Here is an 18,725-nt window from a genome sequence, read left to right as displayed (position 1 = left end):
GGTTGTCATAATGAAGATTGAAAGTTTGCTTTCCGAAAAATACATAGAGTTACATCTCGAGTTGGCAACTAAAGATGAGGTTATAGATAAGATGCTTTCGATCGCAAACACACACTCCGGTGTCAAGAATCAAAGAAAGCTGCGTGAAGACGTGTTGAAACGTGAAATGGAGATGTCAACCGGGATAGGGCAGCAAATTGCATTGCCCCATACGAAAACCGATGCTGTATCGAGTCCAATACTTGTTTTTGCAACGCTGAAAAACAGTATAAATTTCGATTCTATCGACAATGAGCCTGTCCAGGTTGTTTTCCTGCTCGCCACTCCCGAGGAAATGCTCGCTGAGCATTTGAAGCTTCTTGGCCGTATTACACGCCTGGCCGGAAGGGCCGATGTCAGAGAAAAGCTCATGGCGGCATCGAGTTCTTCCGAAGTTCTCGAGCTGTTCAGGGAGGAGGAGAAAGATTTTCCGCAAATATAAATAATTACTCAGACAGTTAAGAACGGTTCAGCTATGTCGCAATACCGCGCGGTAAAAGGTACAAGAGATGTTTTTCCTGACGAAATTACTTCATGGAACCATATTGAGAAGGTGATTCACAGGGTTGCAGGCCTGTATGGATTTCACGAGATTCGTACACCTGTATTTGAGTATACGGAACTCTTTCAGCGAAGTATTGGGGCGGCAACCGACATCGTGGGTAAGGAAATGTTCACGTTCAGACCTGAGGAAAAAGGGCGCTCGATCACCTTGCGGCCTGAAATGACCGCAGGAGTGATGCGTGCTTTCATTCAAGGTAACCTTGCCGCATCTTCACCGATTCACAAGCTATATTACATTGCCGAGTTGTTCCGCAAAGAACGCCCTCAGGCCGGTCGCCAGCGCCAATTTTCTCAATTCGGCGCTGAATTGATAGGGGTGTCGTCTCCGGAAGCTGTGGCAGAAGTGATAGGGTTGATGATGCAGGTTTTTGCCGATTTGGGTGTGACCGGACTCAGGCTTAGGATGAACTCTCTCGGTGACGTCGAAGACCGTATGCATTACATCGAGGCATTGAGAGAATATCTCGAACCGCATTCCGCTTTGCTTGATGAACACTCGAGGGAGCGGCTCGATAAAAACCCTCTTCGCATCCTGGATTCGAAGAATCCGGAAATACAGGCTATTATTGCTGATGCACCGAGGCTGCATGATTTTCTCGGTGCTTCGGCAATTGAGGAGTTTGAAAAAGTGTTGCATTATCTCGATGAGAAGGGGTTGAGCTATGTCATCGATCCATTGCTGGTCAGAGGGCTCGACTATTATTGCCATACGGCTTTTGAGGTGACAAGCTCCGAGCTGGGAGCACAAGATGCTATAGGTGGGGGCGGGCAGTACGACGGGCTTGCAAAACAGCTTGGCTGCAAATCGGATGTTCCGGCCGTCGGTTTTGCGGTTGGTCTCGAGAGGCTCTTGATCACCATGGAAAAGCAAGGGTTGCTGACACATGTCAAACAGGAGGGACCCCAGGTATATGTTGTGCTGCAGAGTCATGAACTTGTTGCTCATGCTGTCGGTATCTGTGATGTATTGCGAGAATCAAGGATCAGATCGGTAATGGATCTTGCTGGTAGAAGTATGAAGGCCCAGATGAGAGAGGCGAACAAGATGGGGGCATCGTATGCCTTGTTTGTCGGGCAGGACGAACTACAACGTCAAGTGTTTGGATTGAAAAATCTCACGACTTCCGAACAGGAGTTTCTCTCGATACAGCAAATTGTTGAAAGACTCGAATCTTCGAACATATCATCAGCACAATAACAGATGGCCAAGGAATAGGCTTTTCATTGGCGGGCTTGCTCTTGTTACCATTTTTTTGGGAAAGAGTGTGGCTGATAATCCCGAAAAAGGATAACCGGTAGTTAACTATGTTGCAGAAAAATGTCTCTTTTTATACAAAACCCGGCTGCACGTTATGCGATGAAGCACTGCTCCTGGTAAACAAGGTCCGTTCGGAGATACCGTTTCATCTCGAGGTAATCGATATCTCGCATTCTCCCGTTATGATGCGGACGCATGGTTTGCATATACCTGTTGTTCTCGTCAACGGTATCGAGGCTTTCAGGTATCATGTCGATGCTGCTGAATTTCGCACTCTGCTTCTCAACGGGAACGAATTGGGGAACAATACACCGGGATAGTTTGTTTTTTTCGTTGCAAAATGGACATCTGTTCACGGCAAGATGGCACGAGTGGTATGTACTGTTAAATGATTTTAAGATGTTGTTTCTTGTAAGACTTGTTCTGCTCATTATTATTTTTGTGCTGCTGATTCGGGCAGTGATACGCTTTTTTGCACAGCGTTTTATAAGGCAGCAATGGCCTTTCCAGTCACTCTATCGAAAAGGTGGAGATGGGACTTCGGTTTCCGGAGCTGCGGAGGATGCGGATTTCGAGGTGATCGAGACAACGATGAAAGACAACTGAGCTGCGTTTAATAAATGAAAAGAGTATTTCCTGTTTCATTTGAACAATTTTACCCTTTTTTATACATTGCATAACACGCGAGAGAAAGGATAAGATTTTTTTGAAAGTGGGTTGCCCCCACTTTTTTGTTTTTCTGGTACAAACCTAAGGTTGTTGATGTGGTAAAAGAGAAATTGGCGTCGTTTATTTCCGATGTGCTGGAATCATGCGGAGAGGAAAGTGTTTTTCTTGTTGATGTTCGTGAGAAAGGTACATCCCGGATGAGCAGGATAGAAGTGTTGGTTGATACCGATACTGGGGTTTCGATTGCAACGTGCATGTCGGTCAACCGTTGTTTGATAGATGCTTTGGAAGAAAGTGAAGACTTGAAAAGTATTGTCGGGGATGATTATGAGCTGACAGTTTCGTCTCCGGGTATCGGTGAGCCGATAAGCAATGTGCGCCAGTATATCCGCCATAGAGGGCACCTTTTACGTGTACAGTACATGGGTCGAGACGATGTGATGCATGAAGTTTCCGGTAGACTTCTCAGGGCCGAGGTTCTCGGGGGTGCAGTGCCGTTCATCGTTCTCGAGCCGATTACGAAAGGGAAAGGTAAAAAGGGAGAACACCTTGAACCGGTGCGCTTGGAGCTCAGCTGTATCAAGAGAGCAGTCGTGGAAATCGAGTTCTAAAAATGGAAGTTAAGAAGATCGTATTTTCTTTAAAATAAAGGAACTACAAAGAAATGGCAAGAAAGCAGGTGAAGGCTGAAAAGCAGGATCGGAAAGAGCTTATCGCAAACGCTTTTGGGGAAATAGAGCAGTCGAAGATCTTTCTGGACAAGCGTACGGAAAGTGCCGCTGTAAAGATGGATATAGCGGATCTTCTGAAAGATATCATTCAGAAACAGTTGCGTAAAGACTACGATCCCGAAGTAGAAGCCAATATATTTATCAACCCTGAACGAGGTGATTTTGAGGTTTACATTCTTAAAACAATAGTTGACGAGGTGGATCTGCCTACTATTGAAATCAGCTTGGAAGAGGTGAGTAATATTGATGAGTCTCTCGAGCTGGGAGATTACTATGAAGAAGGGCCTATAAAGCTCGAAGATTATTTGAGTCGTAAGTCGATACAGATTATCAAGCAGTCGGTTCAGAAAAAAGTTCGTGACCTGGAGCGGCAGGTAGTCTATGAGGAGTGCCTCGAGAAAGTAGGAGAAGTTGTGGCCGGAGAGGTATACCAGGTGCGACCCAGCGAGGTTGTTTTTACGTACAACACTTCCAAAGATCATCGTGTTGAGCTGATTCTGCCAAAATCAGAAATGATGAAGAAGGATAATCCCAGGCGAACCCCGAGGATGAAGTTGTATGTGAAGCGTATAGAGAGGGAAAAAGTGAAGGTCAGGCAGGATGACGGGACGATTGTCGAGAAAGAGAAGCCGGATGGTGCAATGAAGGTCATCGTCTCGAGGATTGACGATCGTTTTCTCTATAAGCTTTTTGAAAGCGAGGTTCCCGAAATTCTCGATGGTCTTATAGTGATAAAGGGAATCGCCAGGGTGCCTGGTGAACGGGCAAAAGTTGCCGTTGAATCGACAAGTTCAAGAATCGATCCTGTCGGGGCAAGTGTAGGGTACAGAGGAAAACGTATTCAGAGTATCGTCAAAGAACTGAACAATGAAAATATCGATGTCATTTATTATACCGACGATCCTCAGATATTCATTGCACGAGCGCTTCAGCCGGCAAAAATAGATCCTATGACGGTACATGCCGATATGAAAACCAGAAAAGCTCGGGTGATGCTCAAGCCTGAACAGATTAAATACGCCATTGGCAAGAACGGCAACAATATTCATTTGGCTGAGCGGCTGACGGGTTACGAGATCGATGTATACAGGGATGTCATCGACAAGTCGATGGAAGATCCAAACGATATCGATATTATCGAATTTCGTGAGGAATTTGGCGATGACATGATTTATCAACTTCTCGACAGTGGGCTCGATACGGCGAAAAAAGTTCTTCAGGTTGACATCGATGTCATCGAAGAGGCCTTGGTCGGTCCGTCGAAAAGTGAGGAGTCTGCTATATTCGGCAGAGGTCGGAAAGCATCGTTCAAACAAAAAGAAAGAAAGCTCAGTGAAGACGAACGTCGCTACTGGAAAAAAATAGCGGAAAACATTTACAAAACGGTAAAAGATCAATTTAATGAGGCGGACCTGCAGGATATTGCTGATGAAGACGATAGGCAAGAGCAAGATGACGATGTGGCGGGTGTCGGCGGTGATGATCAGAACAACTGATAAACAAACAGGGTAATCGGTTACTAAATCCAGAGGAGGTTGTATGTCCCCTGAGGGAATGGAGATGAAATATCGGATAAGTGACATTGCAAGAGAACTACAAGTCAGCCCGCAGGAGGTGCTGCATTTTGTGAAAGAGGCAGGGGGAAAGGTTGCCTCAACATCTTCCATGGTTAAAGGGCCGATGCGAGACTTGATCTTGAACCAGTTCAGCGACGAAAAAAAACTTGTCGACGAGACACGCAAAATTCGAGAGGAGAAGCAACAGCGGCTCTCTCGTCTTGAGGAGCAGTCGAGAAAAACCTATGAGAAGGAACAGCAGCTGAAAGATATTATCAGCGGCCGCCCTGAAAGGGCAGCAGCTCAGCCTAAGGCAGAGGCTCAGCCCGAAATTCCTGAGAGAGAGCAGGTTCTGGAAAAAGAGGCGGTCGAAGAATTGACGGTTCCGGAGGCGGTGCTTGAAACTGAAGAAAAAGCTGAGCCTGTGGTAAAAGAGTCGCCTGTAGAGGTCGTGGACGAAGCTGCTCCGGTTGATGAAGTAAAAGAAGCAGAGGGGCAAATCACCTTTGAAAGCCCTCAGAATATCGGAGGACTTACTGTTTTTGGTACGATCGATGTTCAGAACGGGCCTGGGATAGGCGGCAATGCGGATAAAAAAGGAAAGAAAAAACGTAAAAAAAGATTTAAAGAGCAGGCCGATGAGCTGAAAGATGAGTTCGATATTTCTGCCAAGGGTGAAAAGGTTACCGAAACGACTGCTGCTGCTGACAAGAAAGTGGTGAAGAAGGATTCCGAAGGAAGCGAGAAAACGACAGAGAGTGCCGCTCCGTCGAAGCGAAAAAAGGGTAAGAAGAAAAAGAAGCCCGAGGTCGATGAAAAGACAATCGAAAAGAACATTCGCAGTACCATCTCCGGTATGGATGAGAGCGGTGGTGGGGCTTCAAGGCAAAAGTTCCGCAAGATGCGGAAGATTGAGCGTGAAAAGGAGCAGGAAGCGGCCGACGCGATCAAAGAGGCTCAGCGCAGCATTGTAAGAGTCACGGAGTTTGCTACCGCCCATGAGCTTGCCGACCTTATGGGGGTTACTCCGAAGGAGATTATTCAGCATTGCTTTACAATGGGAAAATTCGTGACCATCAACCAGCGGCTCGATAAGGAGACCATTGAGCTCGTTTCTCTCGAGTTCGGGTTTGAAGCCGAGTTTGTTTCAGAGGTCGAGGCAACCGAGATCGTCGAGTTGGAAGACAATGAAGAGGATCTTGTCATAAGGCCTCCTGTTGTTACGATCATGGGTCACGTGGATCACGGCAAGACCTCTCTTTTGGACTATATTCGAAGCAGCAATGTCGTTGCGGGAGAATCGGGTGGTATTACCCAGCATATAGGGGCATATGAAGTGTCACTCGATGGGGACCGTAAAATAACTTTTCTTGATACACCGGGTCATGAAGCGTTTACAGCGATGCGTGCCAGAGGAGCGCAAGTTACGGATATCGTTATTCTCGTTGTCTCTGCGGATGACAGCGTGATGCCGCAGACCATCGAGGCGATCAATCACTCGAAAGCCGCAGAAGTGCCGATTGTCGTTGCCATAAATAAAATTGACAAGCCGGAAGCGAATCCCGAAAAAATAAAAACACAGCTTTCAGAAGCCGGAGTATTGGTGGAGGATTGGGGTGGCGAATATCAGTGCCAGGAAATCTCTGCCAAACAGGGTACCGGTATCGAAGAACTCATGGAGAAGGTGCTGACAGAAGCTGAAATCAGGGAACTGAAAGCAAACTTTTCAAGAGAAGTTCCTGCCAGAGGAATCATCGTTGAAGCAGAACTCGACAAGGGAAAAGGGGTTGTTTCGACAGTTCTGGTGCAACGAGGCTTTTTGAAAGTCGGAGATCCGTTTGTTGCCGGTCATACAATGGGGCGAGTACGTGCGCTTATGGATGAACGGGGTAAAAGGATCAGGGAAGCCGGACCTTCTCAACCTGTAAGTGTTCTTGGTTTTGAAGACCTTCCACAGTCAGGAGATGAGTTTACCGTTATGCTTTCTGACAAAGAAGCGAGGGAGATTGCGCAGAAACGCCAGATTATCCGGCGCGAGCACGAATTCCGGCGTAGTACTCGCGTTAAGCTCGACAGTATTGCCAGGCAGATAAAAGAAGGGCTCATGAAGGAGTTGAGCGTCATCATAAAGGCTGATACCGATGGCTCCATACAGGCTCTTGCTGACGGTCTGATGAAAATTCAGAATGAAGAGGTCAAGGTTCAGATTATTCACCAGGGGGTCGGTCAAATAACCGAAACTGACGTCCTGCTTGCCGCGGCATCTGATGCTATCATTATCGGCTTCAGGGTCAGGCCCAATGTCAATGCCAAAAAACTGGCTGAAAAAGAAGATCTGGATGTGCGTTTTTACAGTGTCATCTATCATGTTATCGAAGATATCGAACAAGCTCTCGAAGGTATGCTTTCACCCGAGCTTCATGAAGAGAGTATCGGCTCGCTTGAGATACGACAGGTGTTCAAAGTGCCGAAAATCGGAAATGTCGGAGGTTGTTACGTTCTTGAAGGAAAAGTGTTCCGTGATTCCAAGGTTCGTCTGCTTCGTGAAGGTGTACAGATCTATGACGGTGAGCTGGATTCGCTGAAACGTTTTAAAGATGATGTCAAAGAAGTCGATGCAGGGTATGAGTGTGGATTGAATCTCAAGGGGTATAGTGATATTAAAGTGAGCGATATTATTGAAGCCTACCGGATTGTCGAGAAAAAGAGAAAACTTTGAATATCCCGTAACATGTCGATTCGTACCGATAAGGTCGCCTCTTTACTGCAGAAGGAGCTGAGTGCAATTTTCGAAAAAGAGCTGCCTCGAAACGGGCCTTTGCTCACCGTTGTGGAAGTGAAGGTGACCAATGATCTTGGTATAGCGAGGGTATATGTTTCTGTCATCGGCGGTGAAAGAGAGCGGGTGGATGCTGTCAATCGATTGCAGAACGAAACGAAGTACATTCGTAAACTGCTCTCGGCTAAAATACGTCACCAGTTTCGCAGAATACCTGAACTGGAATTTTACGAAGACCGTATGTTTGAAAAGGCCAACAGAATTGAGCAATTGCTGAAACAGGCGCTTCATGAAGGGCGAGACGAGTCGTCCTCATGAAATGAAAAGACGCATTGTAGAAGATGCATGACTTTTCCGGGGAATGAAAAACGAACGGTGAATGGAAACAGTTACTATGAACGGTGACACCGGTGATTTTTTGCTCGTGGATAAACCGATTGACTGGACTTCGTTTGACGTCGTGGCGAAAATTCGAAATACCTACAGTGCAGCTGGGTTACGCAGAAAAGTTGGGCACTGCGGAACGCTCGATCCTCGTGCAACCGGACTGCTTATCCTTGCAACCGGGAGGAAAACAAAGCAGATATCGGGTCTCGAAGCACTCGATAAAGTGTATGAAGGGAGTATAAAACTCGGCGCGATGACAGAGAGCCACGATACGGAATCTCCTGAGTATGGAGCGTGCGATGTTCGTCATCTTGGTACCGATAAAATACAATCGGCTGCGGCAGCTCTCGAAGGCAGGTGCATGCAGAAGCCTCCCATGCACTCTGCTGTTTGGCATAAAGGCAAGAGATTGTATGAGCTGGCGAGAAAAGGGCAGGATGTACCGGAGAGAAAAGCCCGCGAAATATGTGTCAACAGCTTTACGGTGCTGTCGGTTGATCTTCCTTTTGTCTATTTCCGAATGGATGTATCAAAAGGTGCGTACATAAGGGTTTTAGCTCATGATTTTGGACAGATTCTGGGGGTTGGAGGGTATCTTGCTTCTTTGAGAAGAGTGGCAATTGGTGATTTCAGCATCTCAGACGCGAAAAGTGTTTCAGAGACTGTCGAGATTATTCTTCGTGGGACAAAAGATTCAGTAAGGTAGGCGGTTTATGCGGATTGTTATCTTCCAGGAATCGAAAGTGACGGATTACCATACCGGTGAAGAGGTAGCGTTTTCGCAAGAGCCGTCCGCAGTTACAGTTGGTTCATATGATGGGGTGCATGCGGGTCATCGTAAGATTATCGGTCAAATGGTAACCATTGCTTCGACACTTGAGCTTCGAAGTGTCGTTGTAACTTTTGAGCCTCATCCAAGGCAGGTGGTGAATCGTGATCCATCGGGGCGACTCAGGCTTTTGACTCTTTTGGAAGAAAAAGCGATGTTGATCGAACGTCTTGGGGTGGAATGGCTTTTTGTCGTCAGGTTTGACGATGTTTTTGCTGCGCAAAGTTCCGAATCATTCATTCAAGATGTTCTGGTCGATCGAATAGGTGCGAAAAGCATTGTAATCGGTTATGATCACGGGTTCGGGCGGGATCGAAAAGGTGGAGTGAACACATTACGCAAAATGGCTGAGCGAAACCGTTTCGACGTCAGTGTTGTCGATGAAGTTCGGTTGTGTTCTGAACACTTTTCGAGTACGAGAATACGCACCCTTCTTCGGGATGGGTATATCAAAGAAGCGAACAAGTTTCTGGGTTCCCCTTATCTGATTTCCGGAAAAGTCGTACATGGTCATAAAAAAGGGCGGGAGATCGGATTTCCAACGGTGAACATCGAGATAGAGAGCCCCGACAAGTTGCTGCCGAAATTCGGAGTATATATCGCGACAACCTCTATAGATGGTTGTGAGTTCAAAGCTATGATGAATATCGGCGTGAGACCTACTGTTGCTGTCGATTCAGCACCGGTCGTCGAAGCGTATATTCTGGATCATACCGGGGATCTGTACGGAAAGGTGTTGTCTTTTCACCTTCTTGAGCGATTACGAGATGAAATGAGGTTTTCATCTTTCGATGCACTCCAGGAGCAACTAAGGAAAGATAAAAAATCAGTGGAGCACTATCAGAAATAATGCTATATTATAGATCTTGCGATTCTAAAAAATAAATGACAAGTCATGAGTGTCACAAAGGAAGTTAAGACAGGTATTATCAAGGAGTTTGGCGGTACAGAGCAGAATACCGGGCAGGCAGAGGTCCAGATTGCACTTTTCAGTAGACGTATAAGCGATCTTACCGAGCATCTGAAGAGCCATCCGAAAGACAAGCATTCCCGTCACGGTTTACTCAAGCTTGTGGGAAAAAGAAAAAGCCTGTTGGCTTATCTGAAGAAAACCGAGATCGAGCGCTATCGTAAAGTTCTCGCTGATCTGGATCTTCGTAAATAAACGCTTTTGTGCTGATTGTAGGTTTTTATCCTATTCCTATACAGAAACGACATCCTTAGCGAAATTAACGGCGCAGAACTATGTTGGAAAGCATGACAGGTTTCGGGAGTGCAGAAAGCGTGAAGGATGGTGTTCATGTTGTCGCGGAAGTACGCTCGGTCAACAGTCGGTTCGCCGAGATAAGCGTCAAACTTCCGCGTCAGTTTTCTTCATATGAGCTCGATGTTCGGGAACAGATCCGTTCTTGTCTGCAGAGAGGTAAAGTATCGGCGTTTGTTCAGGTGAAACTGGATGAAGAAAGGCAGATTCCAATCACCGTCAATCGTCAAAAAACAAGAGCTTTACGGGGGCTGCTCGATGTTGTGCGAAAAGAGGCGGGTATTGAAAGTCCTCTTACCCTCGATCATCTCTTACGTTTTTCTGAAATATTCGATTCCGACAGCACGCTTCTTGAAAAAACAGATGAAATTTGGCCTTTTGTCAGAGAAGTGCTCCACGATGCCATCGATGGGATGAAAAAAATGCGGTTTCAGGAGGGAGAGGAACTGGCTAAAGACTTTATGGGGCGGATAGCGTCGATTAACGATACGTTGGAAGACATTCAGGTTTTATCTCGAAATAACGTGTCTGCAGTACGGCAGAGGCTATCGGAAAAAATAGCTGTCATAGCGGGTGATCAAATTGCATACAGCAGAGAACGTCTTGAGATGGAACTTGTGCTGATGTCCGATAAACTGGACATTACCGAAGAGTGTACACGTTTTGCCAGTCATAACAAGTTTTTCATCGATGAGATGATGAACAGTGAGAGTGGTTCCGGAAGAAAGCTGAACTTCCTGTTACAGGAACAGTTAAGGGAAGCGAACACTATAGCATCAAAATCGCAGAATGCCGATATTTCTCAGAAAGTGGTACATATCAAGGAAGAACTGGAAAAAATTCGTGAACAGCTGCAGAATATCGAGTGATGAACTCGGTTTCAAAAGCTGAGTGTTCTGGTTTTTATGGTAATGGGGGTTTGTCGCTCGATAATCCTGGAAACTGTCAGTTTAAGATCGGCATGATTCCAATAAATACATAAAGATCTCAAAGATTTGATGAGTGTCAAACCGGGGAAATTGGTCGTGTTTTCAGCACCTTCAGGAACTGGAAAGTCGACGGTTGCAAAACTGGTAATGGAACGCATAAAGGGTCTCGACTTTTCGGTATCTGCCACGACTCGTAAAAGACGGAAAGGAGAAGTTGACGGTAGGAATTACCATTTCCTGACAAAGGAGGCGTTCGAAGAGAAAATAAAAAGCGATGGTTTCATCGAGTATGAACATTTTTTTGGCAACTTTTATGGAACATTGCTGGACAAAACAGGTGAAGCTGTCGATGCAGGCAGGAATTTACTGTTCGATCTGGATGTCAAAGGCGCTTTGAACCTGAAAAAACGCTTTCCGGACAGTTCTCTCTTGATTTTTCTCAAACCACCCTCTTTTGATGAATTGGAAAAGCGGCTTCTGAAAAGGGACAGTGAAAATGATAAAACTCTTCAAGAGCGCCTCGATAGAGCGGAATTTGAGCTATCGTTGGCACATTTGTTTGACCGGGAAGTTACAAACGATGACCTCGAACGTACCGTTGACGAAATAACAACGGTTATTACTGAATTTCTTTCAAAACAATAAACGCATGCAAAACGTATGTCCGTGAAACCAGTGGATTTGAACAGTTTGAGAGCCAGACACGAAAATCTTTATGAAACGGTAGTGGCAATTTCGAAAAGAGCTAAAGAAATTCATGAAGAGGAGCGTGCAGAGCTTGAAGAGAAATTGCTTCCTTATAAAGAAATGATTCGTAACCCGGCGAGTGAATCCGAATCTGACAAGGTTTTTCCTGAGCAGGTTGCGATCAGTCTTGAATTTGAAGCTCGCCAAAAAACAGCTCAACGGGCGATCAATCAGTTTCTCCAGAACAAGTTCGATTATACTCTCGAAGAGAAAGCCGATAAGGCAAAGGGGCAGCATGGAGAAGAAAATGAAGTTGACAGGGATTAACCAGATTACCCTCAGAGTCAATGACGTAAGGGTTGCTGAAGAGTTCTATGTTGGGGTGCTCGGGATGAAAGTCGAGTATCGTGCAGGAGCTAACATTTCGTACCTGAGGGTCAAGTCGGATATGATTGTTCTTGTCAAAGCAGAGACTCCGGGTGTCCCTGAGGCCCGGGATATTCGGGTTGATCATTTCGGCTTCAGGCTTCCCAGCGATGCTGAAGTCGATGAAGCCGCGGATTATCTCGAAGAACAAAGCGTGCATCTCGTCACCCGGCCTGCTCAGCGCAGAGAGGGAAGAGCTTTTTTCGTGATGGATCCGGATGGTAATCTCATTGAATTTTACTCAATGAAATCCAGAGAGCTCGATGCCTCTGAGGAGATGATCGACAACAGCCTGCCAGATGAGCTTGCTGCGCAATCCAGAAGAAAAATGGCTGAAAAAGGGGCTGGGAAAAAAACCAGAAGAAGCAGAAAATAAAAGCCTGTGGCATTATGGCTGTGAAGACTATAACCGATGTTGAGCAGGAAATAGACAGTCTCCGCAAAGGGATAGATGCGTGCATGAACCGCGCAATGACTTACGCCGATCAATGCGACCCGGCTGAAAAAGCGGCGTTTTTCGTGACAATGAAAAAAGAGCTTGATGAATACCGCTCACAACTCGAAATCGTTACCGTGACGCTGGACTCTTTACAAAAGAAAATCCTCGATGCAGAGGTTTTGTGTTCTGAAGCCGGAGCTTTTCTGGAAAAAAATCTTCCACAGGGTCTCTCCGCAGAGGACGAGGATTTTTCTGCATCATCCATCAGTCCACTTGCCTGATGCAGGCCGAGTCAAGATTCCTGTAATAAAAGTTTTTCAGCCTCTCTTAGTTGTTCCACTGTGTTGATGCCTTTGATTTCATCGGCATTTTCTGTTTGGAATGCGCAAACCTTCTCTCCTTTTCCAAAGCACACAGAAAAAACATCAGTGAGATAGTATTCCTGCTGAGCATTATCATTAGTGATTTGATGCAAGGAACGGAATAGAATATCCGCTTTGAAAACATAAACGCCTGAATTTATTTCCTGTACGAGCAATTCTTCAGGTGTCGCATCTTTATGCTCTACAATCCTTGATACTGTATTGCTGTCCTTGTAACGGATTATTCTTCCGTATCCGGATGGATTCTGCAACTTTGCTGTCAGTACTGTCGCTGCAGCATTCTCGATACGATGATTGTCAATGAGGTCTTTGAGGGTGGAAATGTTCACAAGGGGAGCATCTCCTGAGAGAATGAGAATATCTCCCGGAAATGAACGTAGGTACACTTCTGCCTGCATAACGGCATGGCCTGTTCCAAGCTGGGGTTCCTGAAGGGCCCACTCAACGGGAAAATTTGCTGTGGCTTTTTTTACCGCATCCGCCTGGTGCCCGACAATTAAAATGATTGTATCGGGTGCAAGCGCTGCCGATTTTTCGAGTACATATTCTATAACCGGTCTTCCGTTGACCTTGTGCAGCACTTTTGCCAGATCTGACTTCATTCGGGTGCCTTTTCCGGCAGCCATGATAATGATTGCTAGTGGCATAGTTATAGGGGAAGGGTTAAAAAATCAACACATTGACACTCTTTTTACAATGGATTGTCTTCTTCACCGACAAGGTGACGACGTTTAGGATTGTTATGTTTGTCGACGATGAGAATCATAGGCTTGAAGGATTTTGCTTCTTCTGCTTCTATCTCTGCAAACGCCATAATGATTATCTCATCACCAGGCAAAGCACATCGTGCTGCAGCACCATTCAACTGAATCTCCTTTGACCCCGCTTTTCCTTCTATGATATATGTTTCGAAGCGTGCCCCGTTATTATTGTTGACGCAGAGAACCTTTTCATTGGGGAGCATATTTGCAAGTTCAAGGAGTTCACTGTCTATGGTGATACTTCCTTCGTATTCAAGGTCTCCGCTGGTTACGACTGCATTGTGAATTTTAGATTTTAAAAGATGTAATCTCATCGAATGAAAAAATTAAAAATTGGACTCACCGCTTGCTTTGAAAACCGTATAATTTTTCAGGGATTCATCACTTTCAAACCCATACCCCCTGATGGTTTCATTCTGTTTCTGAATGACTACATACTTGTCAGACCATAGTTTTTTTTTGTCTGCAAATCTCTTGATGTAATCGGTTCGTATTATCGCCTCTTCTGAAGTTATGACAACATTGTCAAAAGCTTCCATGTCATTGTTGTCATACACGGTCCCTTTATCCGCAGTGAGGGTTGAGGACGATGTCCCGTTGCTATCGAAAAAAGTGACCTCGAGACCTTTGTCGAGGTGACGGGTGATTATATCGTTTTTTTTATACTCTGCAAAATGGCCAGCGGTTATAACTGCATGTATCTTGTCTTCTTTGAATATCTTCATGCTGACGTTCCAGCTTTCCTGAAGCGGTTGTTCTTCGCCGAGAAAGCTGGTATCAGCTGCACGCTTTTCTGGTTGAGGTTCTGTGCAGCTGATGCAGCATATCATGAGTGTAGACCAAAAAATCCCCAGGATATAACGTAAAAAAAACATTCCGTTACCATCCTTATATGAGCCTGTCAACGTCAAGTACTCGGTTGAGGATTATTTGAGCTGATCGATGACCTTGAACGTAATGTCTGCGGATTTATCTCCATAAACCACTGCCTGTTTGTCGATAATTACCGAATAACCTTCTTTTTTAGCGACAGTTTGTACAGCAGTGAGAAATTTCTGACGGATAGGGGCAAAAAGCTCGTTTTGCTTTTTTTCCAGGGCCCCGCCCGGACCGAACTTTTCCAACTGGTACTTCTGTATGCTCTGGTATTTAAGGTTGAGGTCTTTTTCTTTTTGTTCTAGGGCTGTTTTTGAAAGGGATTTTTTTTGTTTTTCATAGTTTGTCGCAGCTGTCTGAAAATCATTTTTAAGCTTGTCCAGGCCTTTTTGCCATTGTGTTCCCGTTGCTTTGAGTATATTTTCAGCTTTCTTTTTTTCGGGCATCTGGTCCAAAACTTTTTGGGTATCGACAAGACCTGTTTTCTCGGTGCCTGTCGCGGCAAGTGCTGATGGTGCAACGGCAAGTACACTCACAATCATAATCATGATCATAGTACGGGGTAGAGACGTAAACCTTGAATTTCTGGATATTATTTTCATTGTTGAATTTCTTGTTTTGGTTGAATATTTCCGTGCAGTATCCCCTTGTCACGGTTTTCCAAAGGTAATAATTCCCCTATAAAAAACTATGCGGACAATGAAACCATGACAGGTGGTAAAACCGGTTGAGCAGCTCGTTTGCTTTGCCGCTTACGGTTATGACGTCAAATCAACCAGGAACATGTGCCGGAATCGAAGCGTAAGGTTTTATTGTCGAATACCGCTTTTCGTAATAGTTCGGCCTGCTTTCCCTCTCGAGTGACTCCAAGCATGGTTTCCGGTTTCAGATGCTTTTTCTGAACATCTGTCCGGGTTGCTGTTCGGCCAGTTGTTTCAGTTCGAGCTCGAAAAGGAGTACAAGAAGTGTCGAGGGATCCATGGCCATTGTTTCCGCAAGTACATCTATGTGTACGGGTTTGTCATCCAGCTGATCGAAAACTTCTTTTTCTTCCGGTGTTATAAGCAGTTCCTTTGCTTCAACAACTTTTCGGTCAGGGTTTCCATGAAAGCCGGGACAGAGTTCCGCAATAATGTCCTCGGCAGTAGTGACAAGTTTTGCTTGGCCATTTTCAATCAGGGCATTTGTTCCAGCCGAAGTTTTAGAAAATATGCTGCCAGGAACCGCAAAAACATCCCTGTTCTGGTCCAGGGCATATGATGCTGTGATCAATGAGCCGCCTTTTTTATCCGATTCAACGATCAATGTTCCTTTTGAGAGCCCTGCTATAAGGCGGTTTCTTTTTGGGAATTTGGAGGGTGTAATGGTGCTTTCAAGCCACTCTTCCGAAACTATGGCACCTTGCTCGATGATGTGTGGCCAGATTTTTCCTGACGGGTCCGTGTGAGGGTTGTCCACACCTCCTGCCAGAACGGCAATTGTTTTACCACGATGTTCCAGGGTGGCTTTATGGGCTGTAGTGTCGATCCCGTATGCGAATCCGCTAACAATGGTGAACCCTTCGGCTACAAGACCGCTGCAGAGATGTTCTACCACTTTTTTGCCGTATTGGGTTGCCTTTCGTGTTCCAACGATCGAAATGCAGGGGGAATGCGCGGCTTCTATATCTCCACGTACGAAAAGGTAAGGCGGCGGGTCGTAGATTTCCTTGAGAAACGGTGGATACGATGGATCTTCGAGAGTTACGAGGTTGGCTTCATAGCGGTCGAGCAGCGAAAGTTGTCGTTGCGCTGACTGTTGTGCCTGATCAAAAGCATGAGAATTATGGAAGAAACCGACGATGGATTTTGCGAGTTTTATGCCAATGCCCGGAATATGGGCTAATTCTTCCATCGTTGTATCGAAGATGGAAGAACCGCCAATATATTTATGGAGTGTATTTATTCTTGCCGGGCCAAGTCCGGGGATTTGCGATAGGACAAGAAGAACGATTGCGTCAGAAATCACGCTTCATGAGTTTGAGGGCAAAACCTTTGAGATATTCCCTACCTTCGTCATAAGGTAGGGTTTCAACGGCGGATAGCGCTGCTTCAGTGTCGGAATTGATCAGCTCTCTTGCTTCGTCAAGTACTCCGCAGCGTTCATAAATTCCCCTGATTTCAGAGACTCTTTCGGGCAGAATGCCGTTGTTGTCGATAACGGACTGCAACAGATCCTTTTCCGAACCGGTTGTCAGATCGAGGGAGCGGAGAAGCAGATATGTTTTTTTGCCGTTGATCACATCACCACCGGGCACTTTTCCTGATTTTCCATCCTCGGCCATAATATCGAGGTAGTCATCCTGAACCTGAAATGCACGCCCGATTTTGTTTCCGAATATCATCAGCTTTTCAAGCTGTTCAGAAGTACCATCACCGACAATTCCACCTGCCTCGAGTGATGCGGATATAAGCCGTCCGGTTTTTTTCGATATCATATCGAGGTAATCGGAGATAGTGGCATCTTTTCGTTGTTCCAGTTCCATATCGATCGCCTGGCCTTCGCAAATGGTGATATTCGCTTCGTTGAGAATATGAACAAGCTCGTTATGCCGTAACGTCTTTGTCTGTAAAGCACATTCGTAGGCAAATGCGATCATCATGTCGCCAGATAAGATCGCTGCGGTGGAATCCCATTTGGTATGAACTGTCGGTCTGCCGTGACGGAGGTCGGCTTGGTCCATGATGTCGTCATGGACAAGTGTGAAATTGTGGAGAATCTCGATTGCAAGCGCAGTGTGTATTGCATGTGTGCTCGACCCGCATACCGCTTCAGAAGCGAGAAGCGTAAGAAACGGGCGGATTCTTTTTCCTTTGCCCGCCAGAATATACCGGGCGGGCGCGTAAAGGCTTTCAGGAGTGTTGTTGGTGAAGCAGTTGTCCAGTGCATCGTTGATACGTTTATGATACTGCTGGTATTTTTGTTCAACCTGTTCCAAGGTTACACTGATATTCATTACGGCACTATCCTTTTTTTAAAGAAATGCAGGTTTTTTGCAGTTGTGTTATGTTTTTTGCTCCTGTGAGAAACATCACGGCCTTGAGGTCGTTCATCCATGTCAGAATGGTTTCTTCAAGCCTGGAATCGTGAAGTGCTTTGAGCAGCATGCCTGCAGACGCGCAGATCTCAGCACCAAGAGCAATTGCTTTCGCGATATCGAGACCATTGGAAATTCCGCCCGATGCAATAACCTTGATATGCCGGTACTGCTTTTCAGCCTTTTTAAGCGCAGCTATGCCGGTAAGGCACTCTACGGTTGGTATGCCCCAGTTGAGCAGTTCCCGAAGTGCCGAGGGACTGAAACGGTTTTCACGTTGAAACTGCTCCAGATAACGCTCTTCTTCCACCTTCTGCCAACTGATTCCCCCTGCCCCGGCGACGTCGATAGTTTGCACTCCGGCATCGGCAAGTGCGGCTGCCGTTACAGATGAGATGCCGCAGCCGACTTCTTTTGCAATAACGGGGGTATCGATCGTTTTTGTCAGTTGTCGTAGTTCCTTCAGGAAGTTTTTGCAATTGGTATTTCCTTCCGGCTGGAAAAGTTCCTGTGCCGGGTTGAGATGGACAATCAGTCCGTCTGCATCGACAATATCGATGAGAAGGTCGAGTTCTCGACTCGAAAGGCCTTTTGCAACCTCGGGCGCACCGATATTTGCCAGTATGGGAATGGATGGTGCAAACTGACGAACAACGCTGAAGCTCTCCCTGTATGACTCGTTTTCGAGTGCTTGGCGCATACTGCCTACCGCGAGTGGGATATTCAGTTTTTCCGCTGTTTGCGCAAATGAACGGTTCAAGTGTATGGCTTTATCGTATCCGCCTGTCATGGAGGAGATCATGAAGGGGTATGATATCCGATGACCGAACATGTTTGTCGACAGGTCAATTTCGTTGTGATTTATTTCAGGGGCAGCATTGTGCGTGAACTCATAGTGCTCGAAACCGGTTGTTTTGCTGTCGAAACGAACCATTTTATCGAGGCAGGTTTCGACATGGCTTTGCTTGCGATCTACCGTTGTGGTTTTAGAGTCGTTCATCTTCTTTTCCGGTAATGAAAACGGTTTGTTTGTGTCCGCACCGTGCAAAATGTATAACTTACAATGTAATAA

At 45.9% G+C, this 18,725-nt stretch carries 23 protein-coding genes; 16 read left to right on the top strand and 7 right to left on the bottom strand.

What is annotated here, in order from left to right; translation table 11 throughout:
• The first annotated feature begins 10 nt into the window (after positions 1–10).
• The 16 genes from QZ209_RS04885 to QZ209_RS04810 all read left to right on the top strand — a co-directional run bounded on the left by QZ209_RS04885 (position 11) and on the right by QZ209_RS04810 (position 12,838).
• The gene (locus QZ209_RS04885) at positions 11–481 is read left to right on the top strand and encodes a PTS sugar transporter subunit IIA (protein ID WP_294345178.1); all 471 of its coding nucleotides are present in this window, start codon (positions 11–13) and stop codon (positions 479–481) included.
• A gap of 33 nt (positions 482–514) precedes the next feature.
• Positions 515–1,801 (top strand): histidine--tRNA ligase, encoded by a 1,287-nt coding sequence (gene hisS / locus QZ209_RS04880; RefSeq protein ID WP_294345177.1) that lies wholly within the window; start codon positions 515–517, stop codon positions 1,799–1,801.
• A 107-nt stretch (positions 1,802–1,908) separates the two neighbouring features.
• Positions 1,909–2,181 carry a glutaredoxin family protein gene (locus tag QZ209_RS04875; RefSeq protein WP_294345176.1) on the top strand — a complete coding sequence of 91 codons (273 nt, stop codon included), beginning with the start codon at positions 1,909–1,911 and terminating at the stop codon, positions 2,179–2,181.
• A 79-nt stretch (positions 2,182–2,260) separates the two neighbouring features.
• Positions 2,261–2,467, top strand: coding sequence for a hypothetical protein (locus QZ209_RS04870; protein WP_294345175.1), 207 nt, complete (start codon positions 2,261–2,263; stop codon positions 2,465–2,467).
• A 158-nt stretch (positions 2,468–2,625) separates the two neighbouring features.
• Positions 2,626–3,141 carry a ribosome maturation factor RimP gene (locus QZ209_RS04865; protein WP_294345173.1) on the top strand — a complete coding sequence of 172 codons (516 nt, stop codon included), beginning with the start codon at positions 2,626–2,628 and terminating at the stop codon, positions 3,139–3,141.
• A gap of 53 nt (positions 3,142–3,194) precedes the next feature.
• The gene (nusA, locus tag QZ209_RS04860; protein WP_294345171.1) at positions 3,195–4,757 is read left to right on the top strand and encodes a transcription termination factor NusA; all 1,563 of its coding nucleotides are present in this window, start codon (positions 3,195–3,197) and stop codon (positions 4,755–4,757) included.
• A gap of 43 nt (positions 4,758–4,800) precedes the next feature.
• Positions 4,801–7,536: a translation initiation factor IF-2 gene (infB, locus tag QZ209_RS04855; protein ID WP_294345169.1), complete on the top strand. Its 2,736-nt coding sequence runs from the start codon at positions 4,801–4,803 to the stop codon at positions 7,534–7,536.
• A 12-nt stretch (positions 7,537–7,548) separates the two neighbouring features.
• Positions 7,549–7,914, top strand: a complete 366-nt coding sequence (gene rbfA, locus QZ209_RS04850; RefSeq protein WP_294345167.1) for a 30S ribosome-binding factor RbfA — start codon at positions 7,549–7,551, stop codon at positions 7,912–7,914.
• Positions 7,915–7,975: 61 nt separating this feature from the next.
• Positions 7,976–8,689 (top strand): tRNA pseudouridine(55) synthase TruB, encoded by a 714-nt coding sequence (gene truB, locus QZ209_RS04845; protein ID WP_294345165.1) that lies wholly within the window; start codon positions 7,976–7,978, stop codon positions 8,687–8,689.
• Between the two features lie 7 nt (positions 8,690–8,696).
• Complete coding sequence (locus QZ209_RS04840) at positions 8,697–9,662, top strand: bifunctional riboflavin kinase/FAD synthetase (RefSeq protein ID WP_294345163.1); 966 nt, start codon at positions 8,697–8,699, stop codon at positions 9,660–9,662.
• A 45-nt stretch (positions 9,663–9,707) separates the two neighbouring features.
• On the top strand, positions 9,708–9,977 hold the full coding sequence (gene rpsO / locus QZ209_RS04835; protein WP_294345160.1) for a 30S ribosomal protein S15: 270 nt from the start codon (positions 9,708–9,710) through the stop codon (positions 9,975–9,977).
• 80 nt (positions 9,978–10,057) lie between these two features.
• Positions 10,058–10,945 carry a YicC/YloC family endoribonuclease gene (locus QZ209_RS04830; protein WP_294345158.1) on the top strand — a complete coding sequence of 296 codons (888 nt, stop codon included), beginning with the start codon at positions 10,058–10,060 and terminating at the stop codon, positions 10,943–10,945.
• 129 nt (positions 10,946–11,074) lie between these two features.
• Positions 11,075–11,650 (top strand): guanylate kinase, encoded by a 576-nt coding sequence (gmk, locus tag QZ209_RS04825; RefSeq protein ID WP_294345156.1) that lies wholly within the window; start codon positions 11,075–11,077, stop codon positions 11,648–11,650.
• Between the two features lie 15 nt (positions 11,651–11,665).
• The gene (locus tag QZ209_RS04820) at positions 11,666–12,019 is read left to right on the top strand and encodes a DNA-directed RNA polymerase subunit omega (protein WP_294345154.1); all 354 of its coding nucleotides are present in this window, start codon (positions 11,666–11,668) and stop codon (positions 12,017–12,019) included.
• The gene (locus QZ209_RS04815) at positions 12,000–12,494 is read left to right on the top strand and encodes a VOC family protein (RefSeq protein ID WP_294345211.1); all 495 of its coding nucleotides are present in this window, start codon (positions 12,000–12,002) and stop codon (positions 12,492–12,494) included. The genes QZ209_RS04820 and QZ209_RS04815 overlap by 20 nt, the downstream gene beginning before the upstream one ends.
• A 14-nt stretch (positions 12,495–12,508) precedes the next feature.
• Positions 12,509–12,838 (top strand): hypothetical protein, encoded by a 330-nt coding sequence (locus QZ209_RS04810; RefSeq protein WP_294345152.1) that lies wholly within the window; start codon positions 12,509–12,511, stop codon positions 12,836–12,838.
• Between the two features lie 11 nt (positions 12,839–12,849).
• Here QZ209_RS04810 and QZ209_RS04805 read toward each other — a convergent pair whose 3' ends face one another.
• The 7 genes from QZ209_RS04805 to fni form a co-directional block, all read right to left on the bottom strand.
• Positions 12,850–13,587 carry a sugar phosphate nucleotidyltransferase gene (locus QZ209_RS04805; protein ID WP_294345150.1) on the bottom strand — a complete coding sequence of 246 codons (738 nt, stop codon included), beginning with the start codon at positions 13,585–13,587 and terminating at the stop codon, positions 12,850–12,852.
• 44 nt (positions 13,588–13,631) lie between these two features.
• Positions 13,632–14,015 (bottom strand): aspartate 1-decarboxylase, encoded by a 384-nt coding sequence (gene panD / locus QZ209_RS04800; protein ID WP_294345148.1) that lies wholly within the window; start codon positions 14,013–14,015, stop codon positions 13,632–13,634.
• 12 nt (positions 14,016–14,027) lie between these two features.
• Positions 14,028–14,576, bottom strand: coding sequence for an LPS export ABC transporter periplasmic protein LptC (gene lptC, locus QZ209_RS04795; protein ID WP_294345147.1), 549 nt, complete (start codon positions 14,574–14,576; stop codon positions 14,028–14,030).
• A 51-nt stretch (positions 14,577–14,627) separates the two neighbouring features.
• Positions 14,628–15,179, bottom strand: coding sequence for an OmpH family outer membrane protein (locus QZ209_RS04790; RefSeq protein ID WP_294345145.1), 552 nt, complete (start codon positions 15,177–15,179; stop codon positions 14,628–14,630).
• A gap of 283 nt (positions 15,180–15,462) precedes the next feature.
• The gene (gene dprA, locus QZ209_RS04785; protein WP_366515746.1) at positions 15,463–16,584 is read right to left on the bottom strand and encodes a DNA-processing protein DprA; all 1,122 of its coding nucleotides are present in this window, start codon (positions 16,582–16,584) and stop codon (positions 15,463–15,465) included.
• Positions 16,574–17,572 (bottom strand): polyprenyl synthetase family protein, encoded by a 999-nt coding sequence (locus tag QZ209_RS04780; protein WP_294345143.1) that lies wholly within the window; start codon positions 17,570–17,572, stop codon positions 16,574–16,576. Before QZ209_RS04780 ends, dprA begins: the two co-directional genes overlap by 11 nt.
• 7 nt (positions 17,573–17,579) lie before the next feature.
• A complete protein-coding gene (fni, locus tag QZ209_RS04775; RefSeq protein ID WP_294345141.1) occupies positions 17,580–18,653 on the bottom strand; it encodes a type 2 isopentenyl-diphosphate Delta-isomerase in 1,074 nt (357 codons plus the stop codon).
• Between the last annotated feature and the right edge of the window lie 72 nt (positions 18,654–18,725).

Origin of the sequence: Prosthecochloris sp. (assembly GCA_015482705.2) — a bacterium.
In the GTDB taxonomy this organism is placed as follows: domain Bacteria; phylum Bacteroidota; class Chlorobiia; order Chlorobiales; family Chlorobiaceae; genus Prosthecochloris.
The sequence above is the reverse complement of the archived record's forward strand: the minus strand, read 5'-3'. Positions and strand labels throughout refer to the sequence as shown.